Origin of the sequence: Burkholderia sp. LAS2 (assembly GCF_018417615.1) — a bacterium.
Taxonomy (GTDB): domain Bacteria; phylum Pseudomonadota; class Gammaproteobacteria; order Burkholderiales; family Burkholderiaceae; genus Burkholderia; species Burkholderia sola.
In genome coordinates this window covers 1,262,413-1,278,836 of the sequence record NZ_CP071053.1, presented here as the reverse complement: position 1 = coordinate 1,278,836, position 16,424 = coordinate 1,262,413, and the positions used below count along the sequence as shown (strand labels likewise).

18 protein-coding genes and 1 pseudogene are annotated in these 16,424 nt (G+C 68.6%); 5 read left to right on the top strand and 14 right to left on the bottom strand.

Annotation, left to right across the window (positions count from 1 at the left end; translation table 11 throughout):
• Nucleotides 1–23 precede the first annotated feature (23 nt).
• The 5 genes from JYG37_RS26180 to JYG37_RS26160 all read right to left on the bottom strand — a co-directional run bounded on the left by JYG37_RS26180 (nt 24) and on the right by JYG37_RS26160 (nt 4,227).
• The gene (locus tag JYG37_RS26180) at nt 24–860 is read right to left on the bottom strand and encodes a bifunctional allantoicase/(S)-ureidoglycine aminohydrolase (RefSeq protein ID WP_050012158.1); all 837 of its coding nucleotides are present in this window, start codon (nt 858–860) and stop codon (nt 24–26) included.
• Nucleotides 861–1,746: 886 nt separating this feature from the next.
• Nucleotides 1,747–2,184: a hypothetical protein gene (locus tag JYG37_RS26175; RefSeq protein WP_050012159.1), complete on the bottom strand. Its 438-nt coding sequence runs from the start codon at nt 2,182–2,184 to the stop codon at nt 1,747–1,749.
• Nucleotides 2,185–2,563: 379 nt separating this feature from the next.
• Nucleotides 2,564–3,223: a methyltransferase family protein gene (locus tag JYG37_RS26170; protein WP_089489853.1), complete on the bottom strand. Its 660-nt coding sequence runs from the start codon at nt 3,221–3,223 to the stop codon at nt 2,564–2,566.
• A gap of 156 nt (nt 3,224–3,379) precedes the next feature.
• Nucleotides 3,380–3,544: a hypothetical protein gene (locus JYG37_RS26165; RefSeq protein ID WP_162838116.1), complete on the bottom strand. Its 165-nt coding sequence runs from the start codon at nt 3,542–3,544 to the stop codon at nt 3,380–3,382.
• 263 nt (nt 3,545–3,807) lie between these two features.
• Entirely contained in the window at nt 3,808–4,227 is a 420-nt protein-coding gene (locus JYG37_RS26160; protein ID WP_050012161.1) for an HIT family protein, read from the bottom strand.
• A gap of 242 nt (nt 4,228–4,469) precedes the next feature.
• On the opposite strand from JYG37_RS26160, the gene JYG37_RS26155 reads away from it, so the two are divergent.
• Entirely contained in the window at nt 4,470–5,891 is a 1,422-nt protein-coding gene (locus tag JYG37_RS26155; protein ID WP_213346172.1) for a serine hydrolase domain-containing protein, read from the top strand.
• A 78-nt stretch (nt 5,892–5,969) separates the two neighbouring features.
• Here the strand turns inward: JYG37_RS26155 and JYG37_RS26150 are convergent, their stop codons facing one another.
• The 6 genes and pseudogenes from JYG37_RS26150 to JYG37_RS26125 form a co-directional block, all read right to left on the bottom strand.
• The gene (locus tag JYG37_RS26150; protein ID WP_050012163.1) at nt 5,970–6,593 is read right to left on the bottom strand and encodes a glutathione S-transferase family protein; all 624 of its coding nucleotides are present in this window, start codon (nt 6,591–6,593) and stop codon (nt 5,970–5,972) included.
• Between the two features lie 72 nt (nt 6,594–6,665).
• The gene (locus tag JYG37_RS26145) at nt 6,666–8,165 is read right to left on the bottom strand and encodes a TIGR01777 family oxidoreductase (RefSeq protein WP_089489855.1); all 1,500 of its coding nucleotides are present in this window, start codon (nt 8,163–8,165) and stop codon (nt 6,666–6,668) included.
• A pseudogene (locus tag JYG37_RS26140) lies at nt 8,162–8,584 on the bottom strand (DUF393 domain-containing protein); the annotation flags it as partial. The pseudogene JYG37_RS26140 and the gene JYG37_RS26145, both read right to left, overlap by 4 nt.
• Nucleotides 8,585–8,729: 145 nt before the next feature.
• Complete coding sequence (locus JYG37_RS26135; RefSeq protein WP_089489857.1) at nt 8,730–9,200, bottom strand: DUF2269 family protein; 471 nt, start codon at nt 9,198–9,200, stop codon at nt 8,730–8,732.
• A complete protein-coding gene (locus tag JYG37_RS26130; RefSeq protein ID WP_089490016.1) occupies nt 9,197–10,513 on the bottom strand; it encodes an SDR family oxidoreductase in 1,317 nt (438 codons plus the stop codon). The genes JYG37_RS26135 and JYG37_RS26130 overlap by 4 nt, the downstream gene beginning before the upstream one ends.
• An 88-nt stretch (nt 10,514–10,601) precedes the next feature.
• On the bottom strand, nt 10,602–11,135 hold the full coding sequence (locus tag JYG37_RS26125; protein ID WP_050012168.1) for a GbsR/MarR family transcriptional regulator: 534 nt from the start codon (nt 11,133–11,135) through the stop codon (nt 10,602–10,604).
• Nucleotides 11,136–11,297: 162 nt separating this feature from the next.
• Here JYG37_RS26125 and fabV point away from each other — a divergent pair, with 162 nt between their 5' ends.
• Nucleotides 11,298–12,500, top strand: coding sequence for an enoyl-ACP reductase FabV (gene fabV / locus JYG37_RS26120; RefSeq protein WP_089437238.1), 1,203 nt, complete (start codon nt 11,298–11,300; stop codon nt 12,498–12,500).
• A gap of 62 nt (nt 12,501–12,562) precedes the next feature.
• Here fabV and JYG37_RS26115 read toward each other — a convergent pair whose 3' ends face one another.
• Nucleotides 12,563–13,267, bottom strand: a complete 705-nt coding sequence (locus JYG37_RS26115; protein ID WP_089489858.1) for an SDR family oxidoreductase — start codon at nt 13,265–13,267, stop codon at nt 12,563–12,565.
• 342 nt (nt 13,268–13,609) lie between these two features.
• Here JYG37_RS26115 and JYG37_RS26110 point away from each other — a divergent pair, with 342 nt between their 5' ends.
• On the top strand, nt 13,610–14,188 hold the full coding sequence (locus JYG37_RS26110; protein WP_050012171.1) for a TetR/AcrR family transcriptional regulator: 579 nt from the start codon (nt 13,610–13,612) through the stop codon (nt 14,186–14,188).
• Nucleotides 14,189–14,236: 48 nt separating this feature from the next.
• On the opposite strand, the gene JYG37_RS26105 is transcribed toward JYG37_RS26110, so the two are convergent.
• Nucleotides 14,237–14,815 carry a hypothetical protein gene (locus JYG37_RS26105; RefSeq protein ID WP_050012172.1) on the bottom strand — a complete coding sequence of 193 codons (579 nt, stop codon included), beginning with the start codon at nt 14,813–14,815 and terminating at the stop codon, nt 14,237–14,239.
• 25 nt (nt 14,816–14,840) lie between these two features.
• A complete protein-coding gene (locus JYG37_RS26100; RefSeq protein ID WP_213346171.1) occupies nt 14,841–15,371 on the bottom strand; it encodes a GNAT family N-acetyltransferase in 531 nt (176 codons plus the stop codon).
• Between the two features lie 219 nt (nt 15,372–15,590).
• Here JYG37_RS26100 and JYG37_RS26095 point away from each other — a divergent pair, with 219 nt between their 5' ends.
• Both JYG37_RS26095 and JYG37_RS26090 read left to right on the top strand, forming a co-directional pair.
• Nucleotides 15,591–15,956, top strand: a complete 366-nt coding sequence (locus JYG37_RS26095) for an ArsR/SmtB family transcription factor (protein WP_124555265.1) — start codon at nt 15,591–15,593, stop codon at nt 15,954–15,956.
• Nucleotides 15,928–16,413 (top strand): SRPBCC family protein, encoded by a 486-nt coding sequence (locus tag JYG37_RS26090; RefSeq protein ID WP_050012175.1) that lies wholly within the window; start codon nt 15,928–15,930, stop codon nt 16,411–16,413. The genes JYG37_RS26095 and JYG37_RS26090 overlap by 29 nt, the downstream gene beginning before the upstream one ends.
• The last annotated feature ends 11 nt before the right edge of the window (nt 16,414–16,424 follow it).

Below are 16,424 nucleotides of genomic sequence, written 5' to 3'. Positions count from 1 at the left end.
CATATCCGACCTGCGCCGTGCCTTCAGCGCGCCGGGTTCAGCGTCAGATTCATGTGACGGTTCACATCCTTGTACAGCAGATAACGGAACCGCCCAGGCCCGCCCGAATAGCATGCCTGCGGGCAGAACGCGCGCAGCCACATGAAGTCGCCGGCTTCCACCTCGACCCAGTCCTGGTTCAGCCGATAAACGGCCTTGCCTTCCAGCACGTACAGGCCGTGCTCCATCACGTGCGTTTCGGCGAACGGAATCACGCCGCCCGGCTCGAACGTCACGATGTTCACGTGCATGTCGTGACGCATGTCGCTCATGTCGACGAAGCGCGTCGTCACCCATGCGCCGTTGGTGCCCGGCATCGGAATCGGCTCGACGTCCTGCTCGTTCGTCACGAACGCGTCCGGCAGCGGAATGCCGTCGACCACTTGATAGTGCTTGCGGATCCAGTGAAAACGCACCGCGGCATCGCTGACGTTGTGCAGCGTCCAGTCCGCGCCCGGCGGAATGAATGCGTAACCACCCGGTTTCAGCGTGTGCTGCTTGCCCTGCAGCGTCAGCTCCGCTTCGCCTTCGACGACGAACAGCACGGCTTCGGCGTGCTTGTCCTGCTCGGGCTTGTCGCTGCCGCCGCCCGGATTCACTTCGACGATGTACTGCGAGAAGGTTTCCGCGAAACCCGACAGCGGGCGCGCGATCACCCACAGGCGCGTGTGGGTCCAGAACGGCAGCCAGCTCGTGACGATGTCGCGCATCACTCCCTTCGGGATCACCGCGTACGCCTCGGTGAACATCGCGCGATCGGTCAGCAGATCCGTCTGCGGCGGGTGGCCGCCATGCGGCGCGTAATACGTTGTCTTAGACATAGTGCATCCAGGCAATGGGTTGGTCCGGCCCCGGGCGCAAACGGCGTCGGGCGGTTCGCCTGCGCGTGAAACGCGCAGACGACGGCGGGACGTCGTTGCCGGGGTGGCTTGAAAGCGCATGCGCCTTCGGTCGGTCGGCCAGGCTTCGCATCGGGTCCGTCCGTCGAGCGGACGCGGCGGCCCGGATGGTCGGGCCGGCGGTCAGGCCGCGGCCCTCGCGATCATGCAGCGAGGCGCGGATAGCGGCACGGTTCGACTCGGTACGCGAGCATCGCCGACGAGGCGGCACGGTTCGACTCGGTACGCGAGCATCGCCGACGATAGCGAAGTCGATCTCGATCGACCAATTAAATGTTGCGATGACATGCATTCGATTTCGCACTACCCACCGGCGCCCGCGATGCGCGGTGGGGAAGCGTTGCGGGGCGCGCCGGCTATCGGGGAAATCCTGACGGTTGCGAACGCTCGCGCGATGGGTCCGTGCACGACAACGCAGCGTGCAAAGCGCCGGTCTCGATGCATCCCGTTACGCGGATCGAAGGCAGTCGAAACGTGCGCGACAGCGGACCGCTGCGGCATGGTCGCGGGATACGGGTCAGGTCAGAGAACGAGCCGACGTGTCGAAGGAAAAGCGGACGGCATTCGGCCGACCCTGCCCGCGCACATTCGGACGCGGCAACGGGTGTCGTCGAGAAACGGAGAAAACAGCGGAAGAAGAATTGCCGGCCCGTCGATCGGGCACATGGCAGCGGCTGATGAAGCCGGAGGAGAATCGCCGGCGTGGCCGGCGAAGCGGCCCGGCAGCGCGCCGGGCTGAGGCTCGCGTCGGGATGCCGACGCCGTCGGCGCGCCGGTGCGCGGGTCGCGCGGGCCGCGCCAGCGGCGATCAGTCCCAGTCGCGGTGGTGGCGATGCTTGCGGCGATGGTAGCCGCGGTCGCCGTGATCGCGATCGTACGAGCTGCGCGACATGTTGCCGCCGAGTGCCGCGCCGGCGCCGCCGCCGACGGCCGCGCCCAGCAGGCCGCCCGTGCGGCCGCCCATCGCGTTGCCTGCCGCGGTACCCGCGCCGCCGCCGAGGGCGCCGCCGATGATCGCGCCGGTGCGCTCACGACGGTTCGACGTCACCGCGCCGCCGGCGCCGCCGCCGATCGCGCCGCCGATGACGGAGCCCGTGCTGCCGCCGACCGCGCCGCCGACCGCTGCGCCGGCAACCCCGCCGAGCGCGCCGCCGAGCGCGTTGTTCAAGTCACCGGCCATTGCCGGCAGTGCAGTCGCGCCGGTCAACGCGGCGACGACGAGAGCGGGGGCGATTTTCTTCCACATTCCCGTATTCTTCCTTGTTCGCAATTCTGGTTATCGAGGTCCGCTCGGTACGACGATCTGAATCGATCGACGTCGGGGCAGGCATTGTGCCGAACCGCGGACCAATTCATTTCAACGAGCTTGCGGCGAAGAATAGCACCGGTCCCGCATTCCTGCCGTGGACATTGTGGTAACAAGTTGTTTACGAATAACAGACGATAAACGCACCCGCCGAATCCGGCTGAAACCCTTGCCGGCATTGGCTTCGGCACGGTTCTGGCCCCGCATCGCGACAGGCCGGTGATGCAAGCGGCCGCACATTCGAGACACACGTGGCAACACATCTGCACATGCCGCGGCGTGGGCCTCCGAACGACGGTCAGGGAGAAGATGAAGAGGGTCAGTACACGCCGGGCAGCAACCGCCACGTCCGCGCGCAGTACGCGTCGTACTCGGCGCCGAATTGCGAGCGCAGCAATGCCTCTTCCGAGCGGATCCGCGCGACGAGCGGCACGAGCGTCAGCACGACCAGCAGCACGCCGACGCCCGAGCGGAACGCCAGCGCCCAGCCGAACGAATTGACGACCAGGCCCAGATAGCTGGGATTGCGGATGCGGCTGTAGATGCCGCCGGTCACGAGCGTATGGCCCGGCTGGATCGCGACGAGCCCGCTGAAGCGCTTGCCGAGCACGAACACGGGCCACATCCGCAGCACGCCGCCCGCGAGGTACAGCGCGACGCCGATCCAGCGCACCGTGTCGCCGCCGAACGTCCAGACGTCGAGCCGGTCAGTCAGCGCGGGCAGGTACGCGAGCAGGAAGCCGCTCACCGCGAACGCCGCGAGCACCCAGCGGTTGTCGCGACGCTCGCGCTCGCCGCTGCTCAGGTTGCCTTCGGTGAACAGCGCGGTGACGGCCATCGCGAGCGTCGCGAGCACGACGACGGTCAGCTGGGGATGCGAGAAGAATGCAGCGAACCCGCCGATGCCGAGCACGGCGAGCCCGAGATAGACGAGCGTGGACAGGCTCGACAGAACGATGACCTTGGGGGTGGCTGTCATGACGGCCTCGCGGGGATACGCATTCCTGTGAAGTATAGGAACCGCGCAGCCCGCGCGCCGTGCAGCACCGTGATGCGGCGCGCGAACGCGCGGGCATCGTCCGGCCAACGGCAGCCGACCGGGCCGGTATGGCCGCGGCCGGCGTGCTGCGACGGATCAGCGGATGTGGAAGTGGCCGCCGATGCCGACGGTGACGGGCGGCGCGTAATACGCGGGGGCATAGCCGTAGTAGGCCGGCGCGGGCGCGTAGCCGTACGGCGGCGCGACATAGCAGCCGGACAGGCCGCCGATCAGGGCAAGCGTGATGAGAAGTCTGGACATGGCTCGGTTCCCGGCGCGAAAGACGAACGGCATCTCGCGAAGACCGCGCCGCCGCGTGTCGCCGCACCACGCGACGGCCGGCACGAAGAGGCGATCCGCCCCTCCTGTCGCTCGATGAAACAATGCGCGGAGTCTAGCGCCGGGCCCGGCCGGCCGAGTTTCCCGGGCGGTTACACGTGTTACCTGGTGTGACCGCTGAAACAGGCTCTGGCGGCGCAGCGGCCGGCCGGTGGACGGCCGCCGCGCCGGGTGCGGACGGGTTGTTACACGAAGCGGGCACGAATGCGCTGCGCGAGCGCTTCGAGCGTCGCGGCGTCGGCGATGTCGCGCGCGTGCATCCGCAGCTCCGCGCCTTCCCAGCGCGGAATCACGTGGAAATGCACATGCGGGACCGTCTGGCCGGCTGCCGCGCCGTTGAACTGGCCGATGAACACGCCGTCCGGCTCGAGCGCCGCGCGCACCGCCGCCGCGACGCGCTGCGCCATGCGGATGCCGGCCGCGGCCGCGTCGCCGGACAGCTCGAAGATCTGCGCGGCCGGCTCCTTCGGGATCACGAGCACGTGACCGTCGGCCTGCGGCATCAGATCCATGATCGCGAGCGTCGCGTCGTCTTCGGCGACCTTCACGCACGGCAGTTCGCCGCGCAGGATTTTGGCGAACGGGTTGTTGTTGTCGTAGGACATGGCGTTTTCCGATCTCGATTGGACAGTGGGACTGGGACAGCAATGCCGGACGATTATCGGCCGACGGCCGGCCCGATATCAACTCGCGCGACGCGCGACGCGCGCCGAATCGTCGAGCAGGCGACAACGCGACCGCATGCGATCGTCGTCACGCGTCACGCGGCCGCGATTGCAACGCATCGCCCGAACCTGCGACACTGCCGGATCGTTGCCGGCCGGCACGCCACCGAGGACGCTCGCGCATGACGATCCCCCTCAAGAAGCTGATTCTGCGCGGTGTCGCGCTCGCCCTCGTGGCCGCTATCGGCTACACCGGCTACATGCTGTCCCGGCTCGCGCCGATCGCGACCGGCTATGCGGCCAAGGCGCTGTGCTCGGGCGTGTTCGTGTCGGGCCGCCCGGCCGCGTCCGTGATCGACGTCGACATCATGGCCGGCGTCCATCCGCTGCTGAAACTGGTACGCCCGTCGCTCGATCCCGACCATCATCGCGCGATGGCGACCTTCGCCGGCTTCGCCGAACGCGAAGCCGACTTCCGACCCGGGCTCGGCTGCACGCTCGCACTCGGGGCCCCGACCGGTGCGGCGGCGGCCACCTTGCCGGCCGCGTTGCCGCCCCTCCCCGATCCGCCGGTCGCGCCGCCCGACCCACCCGCACCGGCCACGCCGCCCGCCGGCATCGACGCACGCAAGCTGCAGACCGCGCTCGACCGCGCGTTCGACGAACCCGATCCGGCGCGGCCGCGGCGCACGCGCGCGGTCGTCGTGATGTGGCGCGGCCAGGTGATCGCCGAACGCTATGCGCGCGGCTTCACGGCCGACACGCCGCTGCCCGGCTGGTCGATGACGAAAACCGTGACCGCCGCGCTGGTCGGCACGCTGGTCGCGCGGCACAAGCTGTCGCCGGACGCGTCGGCGCTGCTGCCCGAATGGCGCGGCCGCGGCGATCCGCGCGCGGCCATCACGCTCGACGCGCTGCTGCGGATGACGAGCGGCCTGCAATTCAACGAGGACTACGACGACCCGCTGTCCGACGTCGCGGTGATGCTGTTCACGCAGCCCGATACCGCGCGGTTCGCGTCGGCGAAGCCGCTTGCCGCGACGCCCGGCGCACAGTGGTCGTACTCGAGCGGCACGAGCGCGATCGTCGCGCGCGTGATGCGCGAAGCGCTGGGCGGCAGCGACGCCGACTACCTCGCGTTTCCGCGCCGCGCGCTGTTCGCGCCGCTCGGGATGCGCAGCGCGGTGTTCGAGCCCGATGCGTCCGGCACGCTCGTCAGCGCGTCGTACCTGTATGCGAGCGCACGCGACTGGGCGCGCTTCGGTCAGCTTCTGCTGCAGGACGGCGTGTGGAACGGGCAGCGGCTGCTGCCGGAAGGCTGGGTGCATTACCTGACGCGCGCGACGCCGCAGTCGACGCGGCAGGAATTCGGCGCGCAGCTGTGGGTGAAGGTGCCGGAGCCGTTCAACGATCCCGATCCGCATGCGCGCGCGATGCCGGTCGACGCGTTTCATGCGGTCGGCCATGAAGGTCAGTTCGTGAGCGTGGTGCCGAGCCGCGAGCTGGTGATCGTGCGGCTCGGGCTGTCGCGGCCGGAAGCCGCGTGGAATCACGAGGCGTTTCTCGCGCGCGTGCTCGACGCGGTGCCGGCCCCCGGTGCGTGACGACGGGCGCTTGCCCGCCGCACGCGCTACGGCGGCGGCCGTGACGACGCCGCCGCTTCACGCGCTATCCGCGCTGCATTACGGATTCGCGCTGCCGCCGTACTGCTTGAATCCTTCGCGCGTCGCGAGGCGTTCGATGTAGCGCGACACCGCCGGCAGGTCCGGATGCTCGAACGGCGTGCCGAACCAGCGGTTCACCGACAAACCGATCGGGATATCCGCGAGCGTGAACGTGTTGCCGGCCACGTACGCGCCGGTCTTGTCGAGCTGCGCGTTCAGCACGCGCATGTGCGTCGTCCAGCCCGCGATCGACCGTGCGATAGCGTCCGGATCCTGATGGTCGGGCGACTTGCGCACGAGGCCGAGGAATGCGCCGACCCACGAGCGGTTCAGGTCCGAGCCCTGCCAGTCGATCCACTGGTCGACGCGCGCACGTGCCTGCGGCTCGGCCGGATACAGCGCATCGCCGCCGTAGCGGTTCGCGAGGTAGCGGATGATCGTGTTCGATTCCCACAGCACGAAATCGTCATCCTTGATGACGGGCACGAGCGCGTTCGGATTCAGCGCGAGATAGGCCGGATCGTGGGTCGTGCGGAAGCCCGCGCCCCAGTCTTCCTGTTCGAACGGCAGGTTCAGTTCGGTGCACAACCACAGCACCTTGCGGACGTTGATGGACGGAATCTTGCCGAGGACGTGCAGCATGCAGTCTCCTTGTGAGGTCGGGTGCGGAGCGTTCGGCGCGCACGGCACACGCCGAACGCGTTCACGCCGAATTTATACACGACCTCGCGGGAAACGGCAGACCGCGGGCGCGAAATCGGTGTGCGGCCGGTTCGTCAGGTCGCGCAGCGCGTGCTCGGCCGTCGGGAACCGGAACATGAATCCGTCCTGATGCAGCCGTGCCGGCACCACGCGCTGCCCGTCCAGCAGCAGCTCGGCCATCTCGCCCATCGCGGCGCGCAGCGGCGCGGCCGGCACGTGCAGGAACGCCGGACGGCGCAGCACCTTCGTCACGACCTGCACGAACGCGCGCTGGGTCAGCGGCACCGGTGCGACCGCGTTGTAGACGCCATGCATCACCGCATTGGACATCGCTCGCGCGACGATCCGCAGCACGTCGTCGCGGTGAATCCAGCTCATCACCTGCGCGCCGTCGCCGAATCGGCCGCCCAGCCCGACGTAATGCGGCAGCAGCATCGGGCGCAACGCGCCGCCCGGGCCGAACACGATGCCCAGCCGCAGCACCACCGCGCGCACGCCGTGGCGCTCGAGCGGTTGCACGGCCGCCTCCCACTGCCGGCACAGCTCGGACATGAAGCCGGCGCCGGTACTGCTGCCCTCGTCGAGCCGTTCGTCGCCCGGCCGCACGCCGTAGTAGCCGATCGCGGACGCCTGGATCCACGTGCGCGGCTTGACCTCGGCGGTTTCCACCCAGCGCATCAGCGCCTGCGTGACGCCGACGCGGCTGGCGAGCAGCAGCGCCCGCCGGCGCTTGCTCCAGCGTGCGCCCAGCACCGGCGCGCCGGCGAGATTGATCACCGTGTCGAAGCGCTCGTGCGGCTGCAGCTGCTCGACCGACGTCACGCTGCGCACGCGGCCTTGAAACAGGTAAGCCGCGCACAACGGATCGCGTGCCAGCAACGTGACCGTATGCCCGGCATCGAGCAACTGGTTCACGAGCGTTTCGCCGATGAAGCCGGTCCCGCCGGTAACGAGTACGTTGCCCGGCCGCTGCCGGGCGAACGGGTTGGCGGCCGGCGCGCGTGGCGCGATGCGGTATGCTGCGATCCCGTCGCGTACGCCCGACAGCGTCACGCCGACGGCGAACAGGCTGAGCAACCAGCCACGCCAGCCGACGTCGATCGCGTGCAGCGCGGTCGGTTCGTGCGCCCACACGGCGAGCTGCATCGCGACCATTCCGAACAGCGCGCCGCCGTTGACGGCCAGCAGCGTATGCAGCACGCGCTCGGTCGCCGGCAGCTTGCGGCTCTGGTCCTCGACGACGAAATCCCACAACGTCAGCACCACTTCGACGAGCACGACCGTCGCGAGCGCCGCGACCCACGCGCCGTGAAACGCGACGTTCGCGATCGACGCGAACACGAGGCCGTACAGCACGGATCGCACCGCATGAATCGCCAGCTCGAGCCGCGCGCGCGGGCTATGCGGCAGGTCCTGCGTGAGTTCGTGGTGATAAAGCGTGTCGAATGCGCCCATCGCGCCCTGCACGATCAGCAGGTTGAGCGCCCAGTCGAAAGCAGGCAACGTGTTCATGCGGCATCCCTCCTCCAAAGCCAGACGAGCGGCGGCGCCATCGCGACGAGTGCGGCAACGTCGATCGCCACGTGACTCCACACTTGCGCCTGCCACGACAACAGCATGTCCTGCGGCGCCCAGACCGACAGGCCGGCCAGCAGCCAGCCCCACACTTCCCGTTTCCGCAGCCGGTTGCCGAGATGGACGAGCGCGAGCATCCAGACCGACGCGCACTGCACCGTCGCGCCGAGCAGCGACATCCACCAGACCTGCTGGGCGCGCGCGGCTTCGGGCGCGGCTCCCGTCCAGAAATGCCACTCGATGTCGCGGTGATACGCGTCGAGCCAAGATGCGCCGGCGATCCACGGAGCGGCTGCGCCGACCAGCAGGTGCGCGATCGCGGCTGCGTACATCCAGCGCACGACGATGCGGCGCGGGGTGAGCGGACATCGCCCATCGAAGTGGAGAACCATTTCACTTGATCCCATGCTTCGCACTCCTTCTTGTTATCGCAAGCATCATGAATCGATCGATTGACTGCTGTCCCGCGTACGCCGCCGCCCCCACGCGACGGCGGCAGACTTACATCGGCTTGACCACCATCAGGAAATACACGGTCAGCATCGCGAAGAACGCCGGATAGCCGAGCAGTTCCCAGCGCTTCGCATAGCGCCAGTAGCGCTCGGGCAACGCGGCATCGCCGTTCGCGTGCGCGAGCTTCGCCATCGATGCAAGTTCGAGCTGCAGCCACACGACCGGCAGCCAGCACACACCGGCGACCGCATACAGCACGATCGATGCGAGCAGCCACGGCGTATGCCACGGCCAGCCGGCCGTGTGCGCGAGCCACAGCCCGGACGCCGGCTGGAAGATCACGGCCGGCGTCGTGAACCACCAGTCCGCGCGCACGACGAGCCGCGACACGGCCGCGATCGCGGGCACCGACCGCGTGCGGTTCGCGAAGAACAGGTAGAACGCGGTGCCGAACCCCGTGCCGACCAGCAGCACCGAAGACAGGATATGAAGCGCCTTGATGACGAGATAGGTATTCATGCGTGTTCTTCTGAATAGAGGATCAACAGGATGGCGAGGATCGGCACGTTCTTGAGCACGGGGCCGAACGGTTCGGCCAGCAGGCCCGGCATCGTGACCGCGATGACCGCCGAGTACGCGACGATCAGCGCCGCCTGCGCGGCCCAAAGGCGCCGCGACGGCGCGACGACGGTCGCGATGCCGAACGCGAAATCCAGCGCGCTGGCCGCGTAAAGCGCAATCAGCGCGGGCAGGCCCGTCAGGTGCGCAGGCGCCAGCAGCGCGAGGCTCGCGTGCAGCGGATGGATGAACGCGCTCGCGATCGCCGTCCAGATCCACACGATCGCGAGCGCGCCCACCAGCACCGGGCGCCGCCACATCGCGAGCGCGTCGCGGCGCAATGCGCCGGCTTCCGCGCCGATGAAGCTGCCGAGGCCGCGCGGCGGCCGGCCCAGCACAGCCGTGACGGCCGTCGGGTCGCCGGTGTTGCCGCCGCGCAGCATCGCCCACGTGTCGCGCGTCAGCATCGCCCCCGGCAGCGTGCCGAGCAGTGCGGCCGCCGCGCCGACCAGCGGGCCCGGCAGCGTCACGCGGGCCGCCGGCGGAAATCCGAGCGCGGCGCGGTAGCCGGCCAGCATCTCGCGGTATTCGACTTCGTCGCTGCCGACCACGTCGATCACCCGGCTGTCGGCCGCCCGCGAATCGCCCGGCTGTACGACGAGCCGCGCCACGACTTCGGCGAGATCGTCGACATGCACCGGGCGCAGCCGTTGATGGCCGCCCGCCGGCAACATGTGCACGGGCAGGCTCGCGAGCATCCGGAAAAACCGCGCGGACGCGCCGGCCGCCCCGTAGACGAGCGCGGGGCGCACGATGCGAAAGTCGATCGGCAGCGTCTGAAGGAAACGATCGGCTGCACGCTTGCTCGCGAAGTACCGCGTATCGCCGCGTTCGACGCCGAGCGCCGAGATCTGGATCACGCGCCGCACGCCGGCCAGGCAGCACGCGGTAAAGAGCGCGCACGGCGCGGCGCGATGCACGGCATCGAGCGTCGCGCCGCGTCGATCGGCCAGCATGCCGACCGCGTTGATCACCACGTCGACGCCCTTCAGCCGTGCGAGCCACGCTTGCGGATCGACGTCCTGCGCGAAGTCGATCGCGACGTCGTGCGGGCCGGCCGCGCGGCGCACGCCGCGCAACACGCGATGCCCGCCGGCTTCGAGCCGCGCGCACAGCGCCTGCCCGATGAAGCCGTTCGCGCCGCAGACGAGCACGGTCATGCCGCGTGCGCCGGTGCGATCGGGCGGGGAGGTAGACGGCAAGACTGCGTTCATGCTCATCCTATATTTACAGTTATTTCTGTACAGACAGAAATATCAACCCCGAAAAAAGCGGGCTGCGTGCCCGCTCCGCCGTTACCGCTTACTTCGACGGCTTGCGCCTGACCGTCTGGCTGATCTTCGCGCCGATGCCGAGCGCCTTCATCAGCGTATCGGGCTTGAGCCGCAGCATTTCGTCGGACCAGGTCGTGAGCGTCTCGACGAACTGCAGCGTGTCGCGAATGCGCTGCTCGGTCTCGCGGCTCTCGTTCGCGATGTCCGGATTCGTCAGGCAATCGCGCAGCACCGTGAGCGTCGGCTCGATCTCGCGCTGCCGTCGCCCTTCGACGATCAGCTTGAACAACTCCCAGATGTCGGTCGACGTCTCGAAGTGGTCGCGGCGATCGCCCAGCACGTGCACGACCTTCGCGAGCCGCCACGCCTGCAGCTCCTTCAGGCTCGTGCTGACGTTGGAGCGTGCGACGTTGAGCGTCTCGGCGATCTCGTCGGCCGCAACCGGCCGTCCGGCCAGGTAGAGCAGCGCGTGAATCTGCGACACAGTACGGTTGACGCCCCACCGCGAGCCCATTTCGCCCCAGTGGAGAATGAATCGTTCGGCAATCGGTGTGAGTTCCATGGTGGGGAATTTAGTTATTTCAGTTATTTCTGTCAAGAGAGAAATAACCGGGCGATCCGACGCCTGCCGTCCGTGCCCGCCCGCGATCGGCCGCTTCCTTTACAATGCGCGGGATTTTTCCGATTTCAGGCCGTCCCCGCCTTTCTGACTAGAGGTTCTCCCATGATCATCAAACCGCGCGTGCGTGGCTTCATCTGCGTGACGACTCATCCGGTCGGCTGCGAAGCCAACGTCAAGGAACAGATCGATTACGTGACTTCGCACGGCCCGATCGCCAACGGCCCGAAAAAGGTGCTCGTGATCGGCGCGTCGACCGGCTACGGCCTCGCCGCCCGGATCTCGGCCGCATTCGGCTCGGGCGCGGACACGCTCGGCGTGTTCTTCGAGCGCGCCGGCAGCGAAACGAAGCCCGGCACGGCCGGCTGGTACAACAGCGCCGCGTTCGAGAAATTCGCCGCCGAAAAGGGGCTGTATGCGCGCAGCATCAACGGCGACGCATTCTCCGACAAGGTCAAGCAGGTCACGATCGATACCATCAAGCAGGATCTCGGCAAGGTCGACCTGGTCGTCTACAGCCTCGCCGCGCCGCGCCGCACGCACCCGAAGACGGGCGAAACCATCAGCTCGACGCTCAAGCCGGTCGGCAAGGCCGTCACGTTCCGCGGGCTCGACACCGACAAGGAAGTGATCCGCGAAGTGTCGCTCGAGCCGGCGACGCAGGAAGAGATCGACGGCACCGTCGCGGTGATGGGCGGCGAGGACTGGCAGATGTGGATCGACGCGCTGGCCGACGCCGGCGTGCTGGCCGACGGCGCGAAGACCACCGCGTTCACGTACCTCGGCGAGCAGATCACGCACGACATCTACTGGAACGGCTCGATCGGCGAAGCGAAGAAGGATCTCGACAAGAAGGTGCTGTCGATCCGCGACAAGCTGGCCGCGCACGGCGGCGATGCGCGCGTGTCGGTGCTGAAGGCCGTCGTCACGCAGGCCAGCTCGGCGATCCCGATGATGCCGCTGTACCTGTCGCTGCTGTTCAAGGTGATGAAGGAAACGGGCACGCACGAAGGCTGCATCGAGCAGGTGTACGGGCTCCTGAAGGACAGCCTGTACGGCGCGACGCCGCACGTCGACGCAGAAGGCCGCCTGCGCGCGGACTACAAGGAGCTCGATCCGCAGGTGCAGGCGAAGGTCGTCGCGATGTGGGACAAGGTGACGAACGAGAACCTGTACGAGATGACCGACTTCGCGGGCTACAAGACCGAGTTCCTGCGCCTGTTCGGCTTCGAGATCGCCGGCGTCGACTATGACGCGGACGTGAACCCGGACGTGAAGATCCCGGGCATCATCGACACGACGGTCTGACGGGTCGATCCGCCGCCGCCGCGCTCTCGGCGCGGGGTGGCGGATTCGCACGACCGGCACCGTCAACGCGGCGCCGGTTCTTCCAGATAGACGCCCGACGACAGCGTGGCCTTCACCTGCCGCGTGAACTCGTCGGTCGACACTTCCTCCGCCCCTGCCTCGATGGCGTCGTACGCCTGGCGCACGACGTCGGCCGGCGTCGCTTTCGGCACGTCGAGGCCGGCCGTCAGGTCGGTATCGATGAAGCCGGCATGCAGCCCGATCACCCGCGTGCGCTGCTCGCGCAGCGAATGGCGCAGCCCGTTGGTCAGCGCCCATGCGGCCGATTTCGATACGCCGTAGGCCGACAGGATCGGCCGGTTCGTCCAGCTCGCGACCGACAGGATGTTCAGGATCGCGCCGCCGCCGTGGGCCGCGAGCGTTCCCGCGAATGCGCGCGACATCGCCAGCATCCCGAACACGTTGGTCTCCAGGTGTGCGCGCAATGCATCGACCGCGCCGTCGTCGGTCAGGCTGCCGAGCCGCGCGATGCCGGCGTTGTTGATCAGCAGCGTGACGTCCCGCGCCGCCTCGGCGGCCGCGGCGACCGCCGCCGGATCGGTCACGTCGAGCTTCACGGGCACGACGCCCGGCAGCGTCACGCTGGCCGGATCGCGTGCGCCCGCATAGACCTTGCGCGCACCCCGCTCGAGCGCCTGCTTCGCGAACTCGAGGCCAAGCCCGCGGTTCGCGCCCGTGATGAAAACGACTGCACCTTCGATCTTCATGACCCTTCCTTTCGGAGATTGAATCCCGTGCGCGCCGGTTCGCCACACGCCCGGAATCCGGTGAAAAACCACGCTGCCATCGCGTACCGAACCGTTGCACCGCCGGTGCCGCCAGCCGGGCCGTCCCGCCGCCCGCGCCTCGCCGCACCCTGGACGCCGACCGACTTCGATCCATGCTGCGCCGGGTTGCTTCGCTTCGTCCGCGAAGTCGGCTACACTTGAATCTCAATGTCGATCACCATCGTCTTTGCGAAGCATGGTGCCAGCGCGAGGTCGACACGTCAATGGTGATCACCATTGTGTTTTTCAATCGACGCAATTGCGGGAAAGAGGGAGGGATCGATGGGCGTCTCGAGACAACAGGCCGCGGAAAACCGCAACGCGATCGTCGCGGCCGCCGAGCGGCTGTTTCGCGTGCGCGGCGTCGAGGCCGTCGGGCTGACGGAACTGATGAAGGAAGCCGGCTTCACGCAGGGCGGCTTCTACAACCATTTCAAATCGAAAAATGCGCTGGTCGCCGCGGTGATGGAGAAAGCCATGCAGGACCGCGCGGATTCGCCGAGTGCCGGCAGCGTCGCGAAGCAAGTGACAGCCTACCTGTCGACCGCGCATCGCGACAACGTCGAAGGCGGCTGCCCGCTGTCGGGGTTCGCGGGCGATGCGCCGCGGCTGACCGACGCGGCGCGCGCCTGCTACACGCGCGGCGTCGCCGGCTATCTCGACCGGCTGGAGCGGACGTTGGCCGCCGAAGGCTCGGCAGACGCGCGCCGCGACGCGCTCGCCGTCTTCAGCCAGATGATCGGCGCGCTCGTGCTGTCGCGCGCGATTGCCGGCACCGATCCGGCGCTGGCCGACGAGATTCTCGACGCGGGGCGGCGCACGCTCGTGGGGCAGCCGGACGATCCGACCGTGCCGGCGTAGCGGCATGGCGGGGCCGGTCGCGCGCGATCGTCATTGCCGTCATTCCCGCTATTCCACCACCCGCGCGGCGTCCCACAGCGGCTGCGCGCCGCGCGCCGCATTCCACGCGGCGAACTGCGTGCGCCAGGATTCGAACGGTTGCGCGAGCGGATGACGCGGATCGTCGCTGAGCGCATACGCCATTCCTTCGATCAGCCAGCGCGGCTTCGTCACGACCGCGACGTTGCCGAGCACTTCCGCCTGCCGGTGATGGATCAGCTCGTGCGCGAGAAAGTAGGTCTGCCAGCCGCGCGGTGCGATCGCCACGCCGAAATCGCCGAGCGCCAGCGCTGCGCGCGAGCCGAGGCCGAACGCATCGGCGCACGCGCGCGTCGAGCAGAACACGACGCGCGGCGAAGCCCGGAACGCGCCGACGGCCGCGGCCGCGCGCGCGTAGCCGTCGCGATAGAGCTGCCGTGCGTCGTCGAGCTTCGCGGCATCGTCCGTGCAGATGTCGGCGCTCGGGCACGACACGCCGGGAATCAGCGCGGGCGCGACGACGCGCAGCGGCTTGACGAGCGCATACGCGGCAATCGGCAGCGCGACCAGCAGGCCCGTGAGGGCGAAAGCGACATAGGAGCGTTTCATCGAGGCAGCGGTTTGACGGATGCCGTTACGCGAGCTGCTTGTGGAAATACGTCGTCGCGCACAGCGCGCCGTCGGGCATCAGCGCGTAGTTCGGCACGATGCCGACGCGCTGCCAGCCGGCCCGTTCGTACAGCCGTTCGGCGTCGCCGCCCGTCACCGTGTCGAGCACGAGCACGGTCTTGCCGGCGTCGCGCGCGGCCGCTTCGGCCGCGGCCATCAGGCGCCCGGCGACGCCCTGCCGGCGCGCGTGCCGCGACACGAGCATCTTCGCGATGTCCGCGCGATGCGGCTGGTTCTCTGGCTGCGCGGTCACGACCTGCACGGTGCCGACGATCCGCCCGGCCCCGTCCTCGGCGACGAGCAGGATGCGCTCGTCGTTCGCGACGCCTTCGGCCACGCGCGTCCAGAACGCGACGGCGGTCGCCCGCTCGATCGGCAGCATGAAGCTGACGGATGCGCCGCCTTCGACGCAATCGATCAGCACGTCGGCCAGCGCATCGACACAGGCCATCGCTTCGCTCGTGCCGACGCGGCGGACGGTAACAGATTCGGTCATGCCATCTCCGGTAGTCAGGTAGTCAGGTGAGCCGCACGCGCGGGTTCGGCATGGGGCGGGATCGGAACGAACGCCGGCCGGGTGTCGAGGCGCCCACCACGGCGGCCCGCGACAGACGCCCGGCAACGCCGTGCCCGGTCGGCGCGCGTTACCGCCCCATCATCGTACGCGACGAAAATTGTCGTTGCACCGGTGTCGACATCGCCTACACTTAGCCGAATGGATAACCTTCCCCTCCACATCAGCGACGTGTTCCATGCGCTCGCCGATCCGACGCGCTGCGCGATCGTCAGCGCGCTCGGCCATGGCGAGCGGACCGTCTCCGCGCTGGCCGCGCCGTTCGACATGGCGCTGCCGTCGTTCATGAAGCATGTCGCCGTGCTCGAGCGCAGCGGCCTCGTGGAGACCCGGAAAACCGGCCGCTCGCGCACCTGCGCGCTGGTCGGCAGCCGGCTGACCGAGGCCGAGGCATGGCTCGCCGCGCAGCGCGCGCAGTGGGAAGCGCGATCCGATCGTCTCGTCGAATTCGTCGAACGCCGTCACCAGGAGGAGCAAGATGTCAGCCAGCCACGTCGACCCCGCTGAAGCCCACGATCTCGTCATCACGCGCACGCTGCGCGCACCACGCCACGCGCTGTGGCGCGCATGGACCGACCCGGAATTGCTGAAGGAATGGTGGTGCCCGAAACCATGGACCACCGAGGTGCGCGCATTCGATCTGCGGCCGGGCGGCGCTTTCCATACGTTCATGCGCGGCCCCGACGGCGGCACGAGCGACAACCCCGGCTGCTTCCTCGACATCGTGCCGGAATCGCGCATCGCGTTCACGTCGATGCTCGCGGGCGGCTGGCGGCCGCAGACGCCGTGGCTGGGCTTCACGGCGATCGTCACGATGGCCGACGACGACGCGGGCAGCCGCTACGAGGCGCGCGTGATGCATCCCGACGCCGCGACGCGCGAGCGCCACGAAGCGCTCGGCTTTTTCGAGGGCTGGAACACCTGCATCACGCAGCTCGACGCGTTCGCCGCCACCCTGCGCTGAACGCCGCTGCG

Coding starts and splice junctions, on each gene's coding strand:
- JYG37_RS26180 (WP_050012158.1), bottom strand. CDS start 860: ATGTCTAAGACAACGTATTACGCGCCGCATGGCGGCCACCCGCCGCAG.
- JYG37_RS26175 (WP_050012159.1), bottom strand. CDS start 2,184: ATGTGGAAGAAAATCGCCCCCGCTCTCGTCGTCGCCGCGTTGACCGGC.
- JYG37_RS26170 (WP_089489853.1), bottom strand. CDS start 3,223: ATGACAGCCACCCCCAAGGTCATCGTTCTGTCGAGCCTGTCCACGCTC.
- JYG37_RS26165 (WP_162838116.1), bottom strand. CDS start 3,544: ATGTCCAGACTTCTCATCACGCTTGCCCTGATCGGCGGCCTGTCCGGC.
- JYG37_RS26160 (WP_050012161.1), bottom strand. CDS start 4,227: ATGTCCTACGACAACAACAACCCGTTCGCCAAAATCCTGCGCGGCGAA.
- JYG37_RS26155 (WP_213346172.1), top strand. CDS start 4,470: ATGACGATCCCCCTCAAGAAGCTGATTCTGCGCGGTGTCGCGCTCGCC.
- JYG37_RS26150 (WP_050012163.1), bottom strand. CDS start 6,593: ATGCTGCACGTCCTCGGCAAGATTCCGTCCATCAACGTCCGCAAGGTG.
- JYG37_RS26145 (WP_089489855.1), bottom strand. CDS start 8,165: ATGAACACGTTGCCTGCTTTCGACTGGGCGCTCAACCTGCTGATCGTG.
- JYG37_RS26135 (WP_089489857.1), bottom strand. CDS start 9,200: ATGAATACCTATCTCGTCATCAAGGCGCTTCATATCCTGTCTTCGGTG.
- JYG37_RS26130 (WP_089490016.1), bottom strand. CDS start 10,513: ATGAACGCAGTCTTGCCGTCTACCTCCCCGCCCGATCGCACCGGCGCA.
- JYG37_RS26125 (WP_050012168.1), bottom strand. CDS start 11,135: ATGGAACTCACACCGATTGCCGAACGATTCATTCTCCACTGGGGCGAA.
- fabV (WP_089437238.1), top strand. CDS start 11,298: ATGATCATCAAACCGCGCGTGCGTGGCTTCATCTGCGTGACGACTCAT.
- JYG37_RS26115 (WP_089489858.1), bottom strand. CDS start 13,267: ATGAAGATCGAAGGTGCAGTCGTTTTCATCACGGGCGCGAACCGCGGG.
- JYG37_RS26110 (WP_050012171.1), top strand. CDS start 13,610: ATGGGCGTCTCGAGACAACAGGCCGCGGAAAACCGCAACGCGATCGTC.
- JYG37_RS26105 (WP_050012172.1), bottom strand. CDS start 14,815: ATGAAACGCTCCTATGTCGCTTTCGCCCTCACGGGCCTGCTGGTCGCG.
- JYG37_RS26100 (WP_213346171.1), bottom strand. CDS start 15,371: ATGACCGAATCTGTTACCGTCCGCCGCGTCGGCACGAGCGAAGCGATG.
- JYG37_RS26095 (WP_124555265.1), top strand. CDS start 15,591: ATGGATAACCTTCCCCTCCACATCAGCGACGTGTTCCATGCGCTCGCC.
- JYG37_RS26090 (WP_050012175.1), top strand. CDS start 15,928: ATGTCAGCCAGCCACGTCGACCCCGCTGAAGCCCACGATCTCGTCATC.